Origin of the sequence: Bacteroides sp. AM10-21B, from assembly GCF_003472565.1 — a bacterium.
In the GTDB taxonomy this organism is placed as follows: Bacteria; Bacteroidota; Bacteroidia; order Bacteroidales; family Bacteroidaceae; genus Bacteroides; species Bacteroides propionicigenes.
On record NZ_QRME01000002.1, the window covers coordinates 275171 to 290784 of the forward strand.

Consider the following 15614-nt stretch of genomic DNA (forward strand, 5'->3'; position numbering starts at 1 on the left):
ATTTGATAGTCAACCGCGTTTATTCTCTATATCCAAGCCTTTAAACTTCTTGAGCTCCTCTACGGAAACCAGTTTGTAGAGTTTGTCGCTGGGACGTATTTTATCGGCCTTCATCGAGAAGTGCCGTCCCTTCTTCACGGTCTGTACGGGTTTCAAATCCACGCGCGCCTCTTCCAATGTGGTAAAGACGGCTCCTGTTGTGGGCCCCGTTATCAGCAGTTTATCGCCAACATTGACTTCGGCAGCTTCCACCAAGAACTCCGCCACACCGATATTTGAGAAATACCGGATGCCCTTACCGACATAAATCTTGCGTTCGGTAGCTGCAGAACCGTAATTCCGGGTCCATTCGCCCAAACGTTGTCCCAAGTAATAGCCGTCCCAAAAGCCGCGGTTAAAGACAGTTTTCAGACGTTCATCCCAAACCGCTATCTTTTCATCGGTGAATGTGCCGTCCACATAAGAGCGGATAGCCTCTTTATAGCATTCCACTACGGTACGCACGTACTCGGGACCGCGGGCACGTCCCTCAATCTTAAACACGCGTACACCTGCATCCAGCATCTTGTTCATGAAATGGATGGTTTTCAGGTCTTTGGGTGACATAATATATTGGTTGTCAATATCCAATTCCACATCCGTTTCCTTGTCGCGCACCGTATAGGAACGGCGGCACACCTGCATACATGCTCCCCGGTTGGCAGAATGATTCATCTCGTGCAGCGAGAGGTAGCACTTGCCCGATACCGCCATGCACAAAGCACCGTGACAGAACATCTCGATACGTATCTGTTCACCGCCCGGACCGCAAATATTCTCTTCGCAGATATGGCGATAGATTTCCGCCACCTGTTCCAGGTTCAGCTCACGCGCCAGCACCACTACATCGGCAAACCGGGCATAGAAACGCAAAGCCTCCACATTTGAGATATTCAGCTGCGTAGACAAATGCACCTCCTGACCTATCTGCCGGGCATAGCTCATCACCGCCACATCTGCTGCAATCACCGCCGAAATGCCTGCCGCTTTTGCCGCATCCACAATGGTGCGCATCAAGGGAATGTCATTATCGTATATAATGGTATTCACCGTAAGATAGCTTTTCATGCCGTGCTCGTCGCAGGTACGGGCTATCTCGCGCAGGTCATCTATTGTAAACGTATTCGCCGAACGGGCACGCATATTCAGATTCTCGATACCGAAATAAATAGAATCCGCACCTGCTTGGATAGCAGCCGCTAAAGATTCGCGTGAACCTACCGGCGCCATAATTTCAAAATCACTGATAGAGGGCATAACAAATTTATTTGTATTATTATATTCGCACATTTATTTTCGCAAAGGTAGGCTTTTTTCCGTATTTTTGCAGGCAAATCCAGTTAGAATATGAAGATTAAAGATATAGACCTCGGCAAGTATCCCGTAGTGCTTGCCCCTATGGAGGATGTGACCGACCCGGCCTTCCGACTGATGTGCAAAAGTTTCGGAGCGGATATGGTATACACCGAGTTCGTGTCGAGCGACGCACTGATACGCTCTGTCAGCAAGACCGAGCAGAAGCTGAACATCAGCGACGAAGAACGCCCCGTAGCCATACAAATATACGGCAAAGATACCGACACAATGGTAGAAGCGGCACGCATTGTGGAACAGGCACGTCCGGATATACTGGATATAAACTTCGGTTGCCCCGTAAAACGTGTAGCCGGCAAAGGAGCCGGAGCGGGAATGTTGCAGAATATCCCCAAAATGCTGGAGATAACCCGTGCCGTGGTAGATGCCGTACAGATACCCGTCACCGTAAAAACCCGTCTCGGCTGGGATGCCAACAGCAAGATTATCGTAGAGTTGGCGGAGCAACTGCAAGACTGCGGTATTGCCGCCCTTACCATCCACGGCCGCACCCGTGCCCAAATGTATACAGGTGAGGCGGACTGGACTCTGATTGGCGAAGTCAAGAATAATCCCCGTATGCATATTCCCGTCATCGGCAATGGTGACGTAACCACTCCCCAAAGGGCGAAAGAATGCTTTGACCGCTATGGCGTGGATGCCATTATGATAGGCCGCGCCAGCTTTGGCCGCCCCTGGATATTCAAGGAAGTGAAACATTATCTGGAAACGGGTGAGGAGATGCCGCCCCTCAGTCCGGAGTGGAAGCTCAATGTGCTCCGCCGGGAAGTAGAAGACAGCGTAAAACTGTTGGACGAACGAAGAGGCATCCTGCATGTACGCCGTCACTTGGCAGCAAGTCCTTTGTTCAAAGGTATTCCCAACTTCCGGGATACACGCATCGCCATGTTGCGGGCAGAAACGAAAGAGGAACTATACCGTATCTTTGACGACATAGCCCCCTTACTTCCTTAAGTCCCGGTTAATATTTCCATATGCCTGCCAACAAAGGCCATAATTAACACATAACCCACACCTTTTTATCGACAGGCCATAAATATTCAACTAAAAGCCATTCAGTTCTTAAGTGAATCATATTCGTTCGCAATGATTCTCAATGGAATTTAACAGCCTCACATACATACTTTGATGTACATCATAATTCATTTTGATATACGTCAAAACGGATTATGATATACATCAAAACAGGGAATATTCTTGGATTTCAATTTACACCTGTACCCCTTCCACCCTTCCGAACCCTCCTGTTTATACGGGGTAACGGGTGGAACCCGCTTTTTACTCCCCCAATGACACACCTCAGCTCCCTAAACCACGGGCATTTGTCCTGCAAACCACAGGCGTTTGAGGAGCTGAGGTGTGTGGTTTAGGGAGCTGAGATGCGTCATTGGAATTGCCGGAATGTGCAGGGGTTTCACCCGCTACCCCGTATAAACAGGAGGGTTCGGAAGGGTGGAAGGGGGTGGCATGAAAGCAACATGACCTCTACCAACAATTGCAATTGGTCAGTACAACGACGAACATTACTAAAAGTCGTCTTATACTCATGATTATTTATAATAAGTAAGTGTTGAATTTTAATTTATATCAAGAGCATCTGTCATTCAGAGCGAAGCGAAGAATCTACTCTCTTTATGTATACATAGAGAAGAGATTCTTCGCTTCGCTCTGAATGACAGATAGTATAAACTAATTATGCACATTTACTTAACGATTATTTCTTCAACGTATCATATTCTTCTTTAGAAATAAAGACAACTTTGGTTACACCGTTATATTTAGGTTGGTCATAAGAAAGCTTCAAATCTTTGTCCAACACTTGTTCCGCCTGCAATTCTATAGCTTCACGATTCGGAAAACTTCCGAAGGGATATTGCAAACTTACTCCTACAACCTTTCCTCCGGCATCCATATACTTATAGCAGATAGGATAGTCCGCACTTTCCCCTTTGCCTATTGTCAGAGGAACATTTATTTTAATACGGAAAGAGACAGAAACAGTAACATCCTCAGTACCATTAGCTTTCGCCTCAGTTACCATAGGTTGGGAAGCAATAGAATAGAACAATCCTTCGGAGAGTTCATAAGGCAGTTCCATACCTACCAACTTCTTGGCAGCCGCCCCCAGTTTCGTTTCGCTATCCTTGTCCAGTTGCTGTTTTTTCTCTGCCAACTTAGCTATTTCTGCCACATCAGGATTCTCTGCCTTAGCAAGTTTCTCCAATTTCTCAGCCTATGCCAAAGCTCTTTTCAGATATAAGCCCGCTTCCCCATCCATTCCTTCCCGCTGATAGATACAACCGATATCAGAATAGGCCTGCGCCAGACAAGAAAGCATGATATGGTAAGAGGCTTCAGCAATGTGCTTCCGGGCATAAGATTGCATACGGGTCAGATAGACTCTGCATTTCTCTCCTTAAGCGCCTGCCGGTATCCTTTCGATAAACATTGGGAAAAGACATCCGCAACTTCACCATTCTCTATCATAAACGGGCATGGAAGTCTCCGTCGAGAAAGCAGGACTTGCAAATAAGAAAAAATAAAAGCCGGCAACCAGCTTGAGTATGTATTTCATAAGCATATGATTTCAGTATCATCTGAACATCGGCTGTGCAAACCACCGCTTGAACATCCACGTCACCGCCACATAAAGAACAATGGCAGAAAAGAAACCGACAATAGCATCAATCAGGTAATGCGCCTGAATATATACCGTGGCTCCGCACAGCAGCAAATAGAAAGGGAGCAGACAAGCAAATAAACGTTTGCTGCCCCGCCATGCCATAATCATCAGGATAGTGGACATACCGACATGGGAACTGGGGAAAGCCGCCGTCGGACGCTCACCCACTTGCTGAGAACCCTCCACCAGATTGTAGAAAAATCCATGTTCGTATCCCGGACCGGGCAGCAACTCTTGATTATGATTGAAATAATCTCCGATGGAAGGGAATATTCCCTGCGCCACATTATCGTTGCCGATAGCGGGGAAATAGAATTGCGGTCCTGCCACCGGCACGAAGATATAAAACAGGTAATAGATAAAGAAAGCGGTGACTATCACGAACGATACTTTCTCAAAAAGCTCAAAACGGTAGAGGAAATACCATACCACCACCAGAAGAATCATCGGATAATAGAAGAAGTAGCCCATATTGAACGGCTCGCTGACCCACATCTGCGGAAACCGCAAAGAAAACCATACGGCAGGCTGCCCTCCGAATATCCATTGTTCCGCCGATGCGAAAACATGGTCCAGATTAGGGAAGATACGGTTGAATTCAAATGTATCGGGATACCAGTAAGAAAGCAGCGACATCTGGATGGCTATACGGATAAAAGCGGAAAACTTGCAAGGGGCGAGCCGATAAAGATACATCAGCAGGAACGTCATGCCCGCAATCATAGCGCGGTCTGCAAGCATCTGTACCGGATGATCCATTTCTTGGAAAAGAAACAGTATAAGAATGGAAGTCAACAGGTTATATATCAGTGTTATCTTCTCTACCGCAAAAAGCCCGTTACGGGTTTCTACTCTCTTGAATAAGTCTAAAGCCATCCTTTATCTTTATACCAGGCAATGGTCTCCTTTACTCCCCGTTCCAAATCGTACTCGGGGCTGTAGCCCAGTTCCTTAATGGTCGGAGTAATGTCGCATTGCCAGTTGCGTTGTTTCATTATTCTATACTTGTCCGAATTGAGCGTACTGGTAGTGTTCCGGCGCTTCGCCCAATATTCGGCGAGCAAAGATACAACTTTCAATATAATTAACGGACATCTCAGACGAATTACAAACGGATTCCCCAATTCTTTCCGTATCAAATCGGAAAAAGCACGGCTTCGATAGACCTTGCCGTCTGCCAAGAAATAGGCGCGGCAGGATATTTGTTTCTCTATTCCCAAGAAAACGGCCTGCACAATATCCTTGACGTAGACAAATGTCAAATCTTGCCGGCGGAAGCCTACGGAGAAGTCCGTGTGCTGCCGGATGGACTTTGCCATCAGGAAATAATCCTTCTCACGCGGACCGTAGACACCCGTAGGACGATAGATGACGTAGGGGAAACCCGGTATGCTTTGCAGATAAATCTCCGCTTTCAGCTTGCTAAGACCGTAAGCCGTATTGGGCATAGGAGTGTCTTTTCCCGTTATCGGAGTATATGTCTTTTCGCGTATCGGCCCGAATACGCTCAAAGTGCTGATAAAGATAAATTGCTTGGGAATCATGTTCAACTCACGCAACGTATCCACAAAGTATTTGGTCTGCAGATAGTTTACACGTTCAAAGTCTTTCTTATCCACACATTTGGTGGCTCCGGCGCAATGGATAATATAATCGAACTTGTTGTAAGTCCCTTTATGGCCGGAAAGTTGCGCCCGCAGTTCGTTGGGATGTGCAAAGTCGAGTTCAAGAAAATGTATCTTCCTATCCTGCAAATACTCCCGGCTACTGGACGAACGTACGCCTGCCCATACACCGAATCCCCGCCTCAACGCTTCTTCCACGATGAAACTTCCGATAAACCCGCTTGCTCCTGTTACTAAAACCGACTCCACTTTTTATTTATTGCAAATTTTGATAATTACGAATTACTTCTCCCCGCTATTTCAGCGGCTCTACATGGATACCTACATGAGTGCCCTTGCCAAACTGCGCTTTCAAGGTATTCTCAATGGCCGTTGCTGTACGGTGCGCTTCTTCCAGTGTTATTTTGCCGTCCATGCGCACGTGCACCTCTATCGCATAATAGTTGCCTATGCGGCGGGTGCGTAGATGATGCGGCGAACTTACTCCGGGGAAAGACAGGATAATCTTCTGTATTTCATTTTCCACATCGGCAGGCAACGATTTCTCCAGCAACTCATCCACGCAAGGAACCAATAGTTTTATGGCCACCTTCATAATGAAGAAACTGACGATAACCGCAGCTATCGGGTCGAGTACCCGCCAGTGATTTCCCAAAAGAATAGCCCCGCCGATACCTATGGCGGTTCCTATGGAAGAAAGAGCGTCACTCCGATGATGCCACGCATTGGCTACCACTGCCTGGGAATTCAGTTTCTTTCCCTTAAACACCGTATAACGGTAGAGTGCCTCCTTAAAAGCGATGGACACCAACGCCGCTATCAATGCCAGCATTCCCGGCTCCTGCAAAGAACCGCCGTGAAGAAACCGATAGATAGATGAAGCGCCGTTCCAGAAAATCCCGAACCCGACAAAAAGCAATACAATACCGATAATGGCGGTTGCCAAGGTCTCATATTTGCCATGCCCGTAATCGTGTCCTTCATCTTCCGGTTTGGAAGAGATGCGCACAAAAACAATGACAATGATGTCTGTAACAAAGTCCGACAGCGAGTGTACGGCATCCGCCAGCATGGCGGCGCTATGCCCCGCGATTCCCGCAAAGAACTTAAACAGAAGCAACAGGAAGTTCACTACACTCCCCACAATCGTTACGCGGTAAATGCCTTTTTCCCTCGCAACATCTTCTTTATCCATAGGTTGTACTGCCATGCTCTTTTTTTCTAAGTCGTTGCAAATATAGTACATAAATCTATTATGACCGGTCGTTCCCTTATAATTTTCAGTAAGACAGAAAGATTTTGAAGGCAGAGTGAACGAGTGAATACATTTATTTGTTTACTTTGCAAGAAAGATAAAAAGACATCAAATTATGGCTAAGACAAAGAAAGAAAAGAAAGAGAAAAAAGCCGGCAAGCGAATGAAGAAGAAAGAACTCGTCAAAACGCTGTTGGACTTCTTCCACATAAAACAAGACGAAGTACTGTCCCTGAAATACATTTTCGAACAACTGCACCTCACCACACATCCGCTGAAAATGCTGTGTATGGATATCCTGTCCGAATTGTCGGATGACGATTATATCACCGAAGTGGACAAGCATAAATACAAGCTGAATAATCATGGCGTGGAAATGACCGGTACTTTCCAGCGCAAGAGCAACGGAAAGAACTCATTTATACCCGAAGGCGGCGGCGACCCCATTTTCGTAGCCGAACGGAATTCGGCGCACGCCATGGCAGGCGACAAAGTACGCATCGCTTTCTATGCCAAACGCCGCGGACGTGAAGCCGAAGGCGAAGTCATCGAAATACTGGAACGCGCCAACGACACCTTCGTAGGAACGCTGGAAGTTGCCAAGTCATACGCTTTCCTTGTCACGGAAAACCGTACGCTCGCCAACGACATCTTTATCCCCAAAGAGAAACTGAAAGGTGGAAAAACAGGCGACAAAGCCATCGTCAAGGTGGTGGAGTGGCCCGACAAGGCAAAGAACCCCATCGGCCAGGTCATTGACATCTTGGGAAAAGCCGGAGACAACACCACCGAAATGCACGCTATCCTTGCCGAATTCGGACTGCCGTATGTCTACCCCGCATCCGTGGAAAAAGCCGCGGACAAGATTCCCGCAGAAATTCCCGCAGAGGAGTATGCCAAACGTGAAGATTTCCGCCATATAACCACCTTTACCATAGACCCCAAAGACGCCAAAGACTTTGACGATGCCCTGTCCATCCGCAAACTGAAGGACAACCTTTGGGAAGTAGGCGTGCACATTGCCGACGTGACACATTATGTAACGGAAGGCAGCATCATCGACAAGGAAGCGGAGAAACGGGCGACATCCGTTTATCTTGTAGACCGCACCATTCCGATGCTGCCCGAACGGCTGTGCAACTTCATCTGCTCCCTGCGTCCCGATGAAGAGAAACTGGCTTATTCCGCCGTCTTCGAAATGACGGACAAAGGAGAAGTAAAAAACTCACGCATTGTACATACGGTTATCAAGTCCGACCGCCGCTTCACATACGAGGAGGCGCAACAGATTATCGAAACCAAAGAGGGAGATTTTAAAGAGGAAATCCTCAAGCTGGATTCACTTGCCAAGATATTGCGCGAAAAGCGGTTTGCCGCCGGCGCCATCAACTTCGACCGCTATGAAGTGAAATTCGAAATTGATGAGAAGGGCAAGCCCGTCAGCGTATATTTCAAAGAATCCAAAGACGCCAACAAGCTGGTAGAGGAGTTCATGCTACTCGCCAACCGCACTGTGGCCGAAAAGATAGGACGCGTACCCAAAAGCAAAAAGCCGAAAGTATTCCCCTATCGTATTCACGACCTTCCGGACCCTGAGAAACTGGATAACCTGTCACAGTTCATCGCCCGCTTCGGCTACAAGCTGCGCACCGGCGGAACCAAAACGGATGTATCCAAGTCCATCAACCACCTGCTGGATGATATTCAAGGGAAGAAAGAGGAGAATCTCATCGAAACCGTATCTATCCGCGCCATGCAAAAAGCGCGCTATTCCGTGCACAACATCGGGCACTACGGACTGGCATTCGACTATTATACCCACTTCACCTCTCCCATCCGCCGCTATCCGGACATGATGGTGCACCGGTTGCTGACCAAGTACTTGGATTTGGGCGGACGAAGCGTTTCCGAACAGAAATACGAAGCGCTCTGCGAACATTCCAGCGGCATGGAACAGATTGCCGCCAATGCGGAACGCGCCTCTATCAAGTACAAGCAAGTGGAATACATGACGGAACGTCTGGGACAGACTTACGACGGTGTTATTTCCGGCGTTACCGAATGGGGACTGTACGTGGAACTGAACGAGAATAAATGTGAGGGAATGATACCTATTCGCGACCTCGATGATGATTACTACGAATTCGATGAAAAGAACTATTGCCTGCGCGGACGTCGGAAGAACCGTACATACAGCCTCGGTGACGCTATCACCATCAAGGTGGCGCGTGCCAATCTGGAGAAAAAGCAATTGGACTTCGCATTGGTTGAATAAAAAACAATCACCGTTATAAACGCTTGCATACACATACATGAAGACAATTACTATTACAGACCGTGGGCAAATAGAAGATATTATCCGTAAATGCCCCTATTGTACGGTCGGAATTACCGACGAAGAGGGCAACCCGTATGTAGTCCCCATGAACTTCGCTTGGGATAATGATACCGTTTATTTACATTCGGGTCCCGAAGGAAGCAAAGTAGAAATGGTGGCACGGCATCCGCAGGTCTGCATCAACTTTTGTGAAGGGCACGAACTGGTGTATATGCACAAACAGATAGCTTGCAGTTACAGCATGAAATCCCGCAGTGTTATCTGTAAAGGCAAAGTGCGCTTCATAGAAGATATGGATGAGAAACGCCGGATACTCGATATTCTCATGAAACAATATACAGACAATGCGTGCAGTTATGCTGAACCGGCTGTACGCAACGTGAAAATCTGGGAAGTGAAGGTGGATGAAATAAGTTGCAAATCGTTCGGACTACGACCGAGTGAAATAAAATAATCTAAACAAAAACTTCCGCATCGGAATTTGATTATCGCTAACCCGTATATTTAGGGTGTCTCAGTATACGACTGAGACACCCTAAATTTTACGCCATTGATTATCAACAAATTGCAAAAGCATATTTAATTAGCCTGTTTCCGTTCATAAATATATACAAGACACTACAAAGGATATTCCTCAAAGGCATAAAGCAACGTCGACAAATAGCGTTCTCCCGTATCAGGCAGTAACACCACTATGTTTTTACCCTCATTCTCCGGCAACTGCGCTAATCGGGTTGCGGCGCTGACGGCCGCCCCCGAAGAGATACCGACCAACAGGCCTTCGTACTTCGCCAGTTCCCGACCGGTACGGATAGCGTCATCATTGGATACCTGCAGAATTCCGTCTACTACCGCACTATTATAGTTTTTGGGGATGAAGCCGGCACCGATACCTTGAATCTTGTGCGGCCCCGGTTTTCCGCCTGACAACACCGGAGAGTCTTCCGGCTCTACGGCTACTACTTGTATCTTGGGGTTATGCTTCTTCAAAGCCGTACCCACACCGCTCACCGTCCCGCCGGTCCCAACGCCGGCTACGAATACATCGACTTTCCCGTCCGTATCCTGCCAGATTTCCTGTCCGGTAGTGCGCTCATGAACGGCAGGATTAGCTTGATTATCAAACTGCTGCAAAATCAATGAACCGGGTGTGCCTGATTTTAATTCTTCGGCACGGGCTATAGCGCCTTTCATACCGTCGGCACCGGGTGTCAAGACAAGTTCCGCGCCAAGAGCCTTCAATAGATTGCGACGTTCCATACTCATGGTATCCGGCATGGTCAAAACCAATTTATAACCTTTGGCAGCCGCCACAAAGGCAAGTCCCACCCCGGTATTCCCACTGGTCGGCTCGATAATCGTTGCACCAGGTGTCAACAGTCCTTTCGTTTCCGCATCTTCTATCATAGCCAGCGCAACGCGGTCCTTTACACTGCCTGCGGGATTAAAGTATTCCAGCTTGACTATCACATGAGCCCTCAGACCCTTATTTTTACTATAATTGTTCAACTCCAACAGAGGAGTGTTGCCTACTAAGTCAGTAAGGCGTTGTGCTATTTTTTTCATAACTTACAGTGAATGATTGATAAGACAAAGATACGACGCAGCTCGCTCATTCAAAATACCATAAATGTGGTAAATCCATACTATAAATGAGGGATATGTAGGAAAATTGGTGAGTATTTTATACCTTTGTAGCCACTTTATTAATAAAGGATATCATAATGAGTCCACTCAATTTTACTCACATCCTGACACAGGCAGTCGATGAGCTATCGGAAAGCGAATCATACAAAGGACTGTTTCACCAGCACACAGACGGCAATCCATTGCCTTCAGCTAAGGCATTGTGCGATATTATCGAACTTGCACGCGCCATTATCTTCCCCGGATATTTCGGAAATTCAACGGTCAACAGCCGTACGGTAACTTACCATATCGGAGTCAATGTAGAAAGACTGTTCGACCTGCTGACCGAGCAAATATTGGCAGGCCTCTGCTTCGGCAGTGACGATGAAGGCAGCTGCTGCACCGAACTTCAACGTGAAGAGGCGGCATCCATTGCCGCCGAGTTCATCAGCCATTTGCCGGAATTGCGCCGCATACTGGCAACAGACGTTGAAGCCGCTTACAACGGTGACCCTGCCGCCCACTCGTTCGGCGAAGTTATCAGTTGCTATCCCGCCATCCGTGCCATCAGCAACTACCGCATAGCGCATGAACTGCTGATGCTCGGCGTGCCCCTCATTCCGCGTATCATCACCGAAATGGCGCATAGCGAAACCGGCATCGACATTCATCCGGGAGCCGCCATAGGCAGTCATTTCACCATAGACCATGGCACAGGTGTGGTAATCGGCGAAACCTGTATCATCGGCAATAACGTAAAACTATATCAGGGTGTGACCCTCGGTGCCAAAAGCTTCCCGCTGGACGAAGACGGCAAACCCATCAAAGGCATTCCCCGCCACCCCATATTGGAAGATAATGTCATTGTCTATTCCAATGCTACCATATTAGGACGTATCACCATCGGGAAGGATGCTACCGTAGGCGGCAACATCTGGGTAACGGAAGATGTGCCGGCAGGTGCAAGAATAGTACAAACCAAAGCAAAAAAGTAGGAAGACTTATGATTTCAGAGTTATAATTTATGCCATGCGGCATATAGTAAAGATGAAATCATACCGAAACAAATCATGAATCATAAATTATAAATCATAAATAAATAGATGAGCGAACAATCATTTGAAATGATTGCCAAAACTTTCCAGGGACTGGAAGAAACATTGGCACAAGAATTGACCTCCTTAGGGGCAAACGAGATACAGATAGGACGTCGTATGGTATCATTCTGTGGAGATAAGGAAATGATGTACAAGGCTAACTTCTGCCTGCGAACAGCTATCCGCATCCTGAAGCCTATCAAACAGTTTGTAGCAAAAAATGCCGATGAGGTGTACGAGCAAATCAAAGCAATCCACTGGGAAGATTATCTGGATGTTGACAAGACTTTCGCTGTAGACGCAGTTGTGTTCAGCGAGGAATTCCGTCATTCAAAGTTTGTTTCCTACAAAGTGAAAGACGCTATTGTGGACTACTTCCGGGATGCCTACAACAAACGCCCGTCTGTACGTATCAATAAGCCCGACGTACTATTGAACATCCATATTGCTGAAACCAAGTGTACGCTCTCTCTCGATTCATCCGGCGAGTCCTTGCACCGCCGCGGTTATCGCCAAGAGGCCGTAGAAGCTCCGCTGAACGAAGTGCTGGCTGCCGGCATGATATTAATGAGCGGCTGGCATGGAGAATGCGACCTGATAGACCCTATGTGCGGTTCGGGTACAATCCCCATTGAAGCGGCCCTGATAGCCCGGAACATCGCACCGGGCGTATTCCGCAAAGAATTTGCTTTTGAAAAATGGATTGATTTCGACCAGGAACTGTTTGACAAGATTTATAATGATGACAGCCAGGAACGTGAATTCGCTCATAAGATATACGGATACGACAATAACCCGAAAGCCAACGAAATCGCAACCCACAACATAAAAGCGGCAGGTGTGTCCAAAGATGTAACGTTGAAATTGCAACCCTTCCAACAGTTTGAACAGCCTAAGGAAAAGGCCGTCATTATTACCAACCCGCCGTATGGAGAGCGTATATCAACGAACGACCTTTTAGGACTATACTCCATGATTGGCGAACGACTGAAGCACGCATTTACAGGCAATACCGCATGGATACTTTCTTACCGTGAAGAATGTTTCGATCAAATAGGCTTGAAAGCTACTGCCAAGATACCTTTGTTCAACGGTGCTTTGGAATGTGAATTCCGCAAATATGAAATCTTTGATGGAAAATACAAAGAATTCAAAAAACAGGATAGTGAAGAAGGTGACAAAGAGTACAGACCTTACACACCAAGAGAGAAAAAGGAATTCAAGCCCGGGGAGAGAAGAGAGTTTAAATCCGGAGAGAAAAGGGAATTTAAACCGAGAGAAAGAAGGGAGTTCAAGTCGGATGATAAACGGGAGTTCAAGCCTCGTGAATACAGAAAACCGACAGACGGAGAATGGAAACCGAAAAAAGCAAGAAGCTATGAACGTAAAGAGAATCGGTAAGGCAGTCATGGCGTTGCTACTGGCAACAACCGCCTTATTTTCAATGGAGCTTATGGCACAAGATTTGAGAAAGCCCACTCTGGAAGACCTTCTTCCCGGTGGCGCTACCTATCGTATCGCTGAGAATTTACCGGGTTTACAGTGGTGGGGAGATGTATGTATAAAGCCCGGCATCGATTCATTGTTTGCCGTCAATCCCAAAAACGGAAAGGAGACATTGCTCACGACCCGGGAAAAGGTAAATCAGGTGCTCAATTCACTGATAACTCCTACGGAAACAACCGCAATATCAAAGTATAAAGGAAATAAGGTACAACATTTCTACAATACCGAGTTTCCATGGCCGGACAAACCGTATATGCTTATTAAGTTGCCTGCGAGATACATCATCTATGATTTCGAGAAAGATGAATTCGTTAAAGGTCTGCCGCAAGCCGGAGAGAGAAACGGTGCCAACATTGACTATACCCCAGAAGGCGGGCACATAGCTTATACCGTAAAGAATAATCTCTTTGTAGACAACAAAGCCGTCACCAAAGAACCCGAAGGAATTGTGTGCGGGCAGAGCGTACACCGCAATGAATTCGGAATCAGCAAGGGTACTTTCTGGAGTCCCCAAGGAAACCTGCTGGCCTTTTACCGTATGAACGAAAGTATGGTAACCCCTTATCCGCTGGTGGATATTACTCCCAGAATAGCTTTAGTGGACAAGATACGCTACCCGATGGCAGGGATGCTCAGCCACCAAGTTACCGTAGGCATCTATAATCCGGACACTCAAAAGACCGTTTATTTGAATATCGGTGACCCTACCAACCGTTATTTCACCAATATCAGCTGGGCGCCCGACGGGAAGAGCCTTTATCTCATAGAGTTGAACCGTGATCAGAATCATGCAAAACTTTGCCAATACAACAGCGAGACCGGAGAATTGATGTCCACCCTTATCGAGGAGACACATTCCAAATATGTAGAGCCCCAACAACCAATCCTGTTCCTGCCTTGGAATCATACCCAGTTTATCTATCAGAGCCAGAAAGACGGCTACAACCATCTGTATCTCTACAATACGGACGGTAAGCTTATCAAGCAACTAACAAAAGGAGACTGGCTGGTGCAGAAGGTTTTAGGATTCAACGCCAAGAAGAAAGAGGTCATCATCGCTTCCACGGAAATATCTCCCTTGCAAAGTAATTTATATAAAGTAAATGTAAATACAAACAAACGTACTCCACTGGACAATAGCGAGGGGGTACACAACGGGATACTTTCCGCTTCGGGCAATTATATCATCGACCGGTATTCCACTCCGAATACTCCCCGCAAGATAGAGATAGTCAATACCCAAAACAAGAAAAGCATCTCCCTGCTGACAGCGAAGAATCCTTATGAAGGCTTTGTTATGCCTGCAATAGAGACAGGTACGATAAAGGCTGCCGACGGCAAGACCGACTTATATTACCGCCTTGTCAAGCCTGCCGACTTCGACCCGAACAAGAAATACCCCGCAATCGTCTACGTATACGGCGGTCCTCATGCCCAGATGATTACCAACGGCTGGATGAACGATGCACGCGGCTGGGATATCTATATGGCCAACAAGGGCTATATCATGTTCACACTCGACAACCGCGGCAGCAATAACCGTGGACTGGAATTCGAGAACGTCACCTTCAGACACTTAGGCGTTGAAGAGGGTAAAGACCAAGTAAAAGGGGTGGACTACCTGAAAAGCCTGCCTTATGTGGACGGTAACCGCATCGGCGTGCACGGCTGGAGCTTCGGCGGGCATATGACCACCGCCCTCATGCTACGCTATCCGGAGATTTTCAAAGTAGGCGTGGCCGGCGGACCGGTTATCGACTGGAAGTATTATGAAATAATGTATGGCGAACGCTATATGGACACCCCTCAGACCAACCCCGAAGGTTACGAACAATGTGACTTGAAGAACCTTGCAGGGCAGCTGAAAGGACATCTGCTTATCATCCACGATGACCACGACGATACATGTGTACCCCAACATACGCTTTCTTTCATGAAAGCCTGCGTGGATGCACGAACCTATCCCGATCTGTTTATCTATCCCGGGCATAAACACAATGTATTGGGACGTGACCGTGTACATCTGCACGAGAAGATAACCCGATATTTCGAGGATTATTTATAAACC

At 47.2% G+C, this 15614-nt stretch carries 13 protein-coding genes; 6 read left to right on the forward strand and 7 right to left on the reverse strand.

Annotated features, from left to right (window positions below):
- Positions 1-9 precede the first annotated feature (9 nt).
- Positions 10-1296 (reverse strand): peptidase U32 family protein, encoded by a 1287-nt coding sequence (locus DW121_RS03210; RefSeq protein WP_118323100.1) that lies wholly within the window; start codon positions 1294-1296, stop codon positions 10-12.
- A 90-nt stretch (positions 1297-1386) separates the two neighbouring features.
- Between DW121_RS03210 and dusB the strand changes: the two genes are divergently transcribed.
- Positions 1387-2367 (forward strand): tRNA dihydrouridine synthase DusB, encoded by a 981-nt coding sequence (gene dusB, locus DW121_RS03215; protein WP_117710445.1) that lies wholly within the window; start codon positions 1387-1389, stop codon positions 2365-2367.
- Positions 2368-3127: 760 nt separating this feature from the next.
- Here the strand turns inward: dusB and DW121_RS03220 are convergent.
- The 5 genes from DW121_RS03220 to DW121_RS03235 all read right to left on the reverse strand — a co-directional run bounded on the left by DW121_RS03220 (position 3128) and on the right by DW121_RS03235 (position 6931).
- Positions 3128-3637 (reverse strand): hypothetical protein, encoded by a 510-nt coding sequence (locus DW121_RS03220; RefSeq protein ID WP_118323020.1) that lies wholly within the window; start codon positions 3635-3637, stop codon positions 3128-3130.
- A 9-nt stretch (positions 3638-3646) separates the two neighbouring features.
- Entirely contained in the window at positions 3647-3799 is a 153-nt protein-coding gene (locus tag DW121_RS15585) for a hypothetical protein (RefSeq protein WP_158573913.1), read from the reverse strand.
- A gap of 207 nt (positions 3800-4006) precedes the next feature.
- Complete coding sequence (locus DW121_RS03225) at positions 4007-4972, reverse strand: phosphatase PAP2 family protein (protein ID WP_118323021.1); 966 nt, start codon at positions 4970-4972, stop codon at positions 4007-4009.
- Positions 4963-5970, reverse strand: coding sequence for an NAD-dependent epimerase/dehydratase family protein (locus tag DW121_RS03230; protein ID WP_118323022.1), 1008 nt, complete (start codon positions 5968-5970; stop codon positions 4963-4965). The genes DW121_RS03225 and DW121_RS03230 overlap by 10 nt, the downstream gene beginning before the upstream one ends.
- A 46-nt stretch (positions 5971-6016) precedes the next feature.
- On the reverse strand, positions 6017-6931 hold the full coding sequence (locus DW121_RS03235; RefSeq protein WP_410492037.1) for a cation diffusion facilitator family transporter: 915 nt from the start codon (positions 6929-6931) through the stop codon (positions 6017-6019).
- 160 nt (positions 6932-7091) lie between these two features.
- Here DW121_RS03235 and rnr point away from each other — a divergent pair, with 160 nt between their 5' ends.
- Together rnr and DW121_RS03245 are read left to right on the forward strand one after the other, a co-directional pair.
- Complete coding sequence (rnr, locus tag DW121_RS03240; RefSeq protein ID WP_117710449.1) at positions 7092-9251, forward strand: ribonuclease R; 2160 nt, start codon at positions 7092-7094, stop codon at positions 9249-9251.
- 37 nt (positions 9252-9288) lie between these two features.
- On the forward strand, positions 9289-9768 hold the full coding sequence (locus DW121_RS03245; RefSeq protein WP_118323023.1) for a pyridoxamine 5'-phosphate oxidase family protein: 480 nt from the start codon (positions 9289-9291) through the stop codon (positions 9766-9768).
- A gap of 164 nt (positions 9769-9932) precedes the next feature.
- On the opposite strand, the gene cysK is transcribed toward DW121_RS03245, so the two are convergent.
- Complete coding sequence (gene cysK, locus DW121_RS03250) at positions 9933-10880, reverse strand: cysteine synthase A (RefSeq protein ID WP_117710451.1); 948 nt, start codon at positions 10878-10880, stop codon at positions 9933-9935.
- Positions 10881-11038: 158 nt separating this feature from the next.
- On the opposite strand from cysK, the gene epsC reads away from it, so the two are divergent.
- The 3 genes from epsC to DW121_RS03265 all read left to right on the forward strand — a co-directional run bounded on the left by epsC (position 11039) and on the right by DW121_RS03265 (position 15611).
- Positions 11039-11938 carry a serine O-acetyltransferase EpsC gene (gene epsC, locus DW121_RS03255; protein WP_117710452.1) on the forward strand — a complete coding sequence of 300 codons (900 nt, stop codon included), beginning with the start codon at positions 11039-11041 and terminating at the stop codon, positions 11936-11938.
- A gap of 108 nt (positions 11939-12046) precedes the next feature.
- Positions 12047-13441 carry a class I SAM-dependent RNA methyltransferase gene (locus tag DW121_RS03260; protein ID WP_117710453.1) on the forward strand — a complete coding sequence of 465 codons (1395 nt, stop codon included), beginning with the start codon at positions 12047-12049 and terminating at the stop codon, positions 13439-13441.
- Positions 13419-15611 carry a S9 family peptidase gene (locus tag DW121_RS03265; protein ID WP_118323024.1) on the forward strand — a complete coding sequence of 731 codons (2193 nt, stop codon included), beginning with the start codon at positions 13419-13421 and terminating at the stop codon, positions 15609-15611. Before DW121_RS03260 ends, DW121_RS03265 begins: the two co-directional genes overlap by 23 nt.
- Positions 15612-15614 lie beyond the last annotated feature (3 nt).

Bases quoted from the DNA above. Each gene is read 5' to 3' on its own strand.
- DW121_RS03210 (WP_118323100.1), bottom strand. From the start codon at position 1,296: ATGCCCTCTATCAGTGATTTTGAAATTATGGCGCCGGTAGGTTCACGC.
- DW121_RS03265 (WP_118323024.1), top strand. From the start codon at position 13,419: ATGAACGTAAAGAGAATCGGTAAGGCAGTCATGGCGTTGCTACTGGCA.
- DW121_RS03235 (WP_410492037.1), bottom strand. From the start codon at position 6,931: ATGGCAGTACAACCTATGGATAAAGAAGATGTTGCGAGGGAAAAAGGC.
- DW121_RS03260 (WP_117710453.1), top strand. From the start codon at position 12,047: ATGAGCGAACAATCATTTGAAATGATTGCCAAAACTTTCCAGGGACTG.
- DW121_RS03245 (WP_118323023.1), top strand. From the start codon at position 9,289: ATGAAGACAATTACTATTACAGACCGTGGGCAAATAGAAGATATTATC.
- dusB (WP_117710445.1), top strand. From the start codon at position 1,387: ATGAAGATTAAAGATATAGACCTCGGCAAGTATCCCGTAGTGCTTGCC.
- DW121_RS03225 (WP_118323021.1), bottom strand. From the start codon at position 4,972: ATGGCTTTAGACTTATTCAAGAGAGTAGAAACCCGTAACGGGCTTTTT.
- epsC (WP_117710452.1), top strand. From the start codon at position 11,039: ATGAGTCCACTCAATTTTACTCACATCCTGACACAGGCAGTCGATGAG.
- rnr (WP_117710449.1), top strand. From the start codon at position 7,092: ATGGCTAAGACAAAGAAAGAAAAGAAAGAGAAAAAAGCCGGCAAGCGA.
- DW121_RS15585 (WP_158573913.1), bottom strand. From the start codon at position 3,799: ATGCAATCTTATGCCCGGAAGCACATTGCTGAAGCCTCTTACCATATC.
- cysK (WP_117710451.1), bottom strand. From the start codon at position 10,880: ATGAAAAAAATAGCACAACGCCTTACTGACTTAGTAGGCAACACTCCT.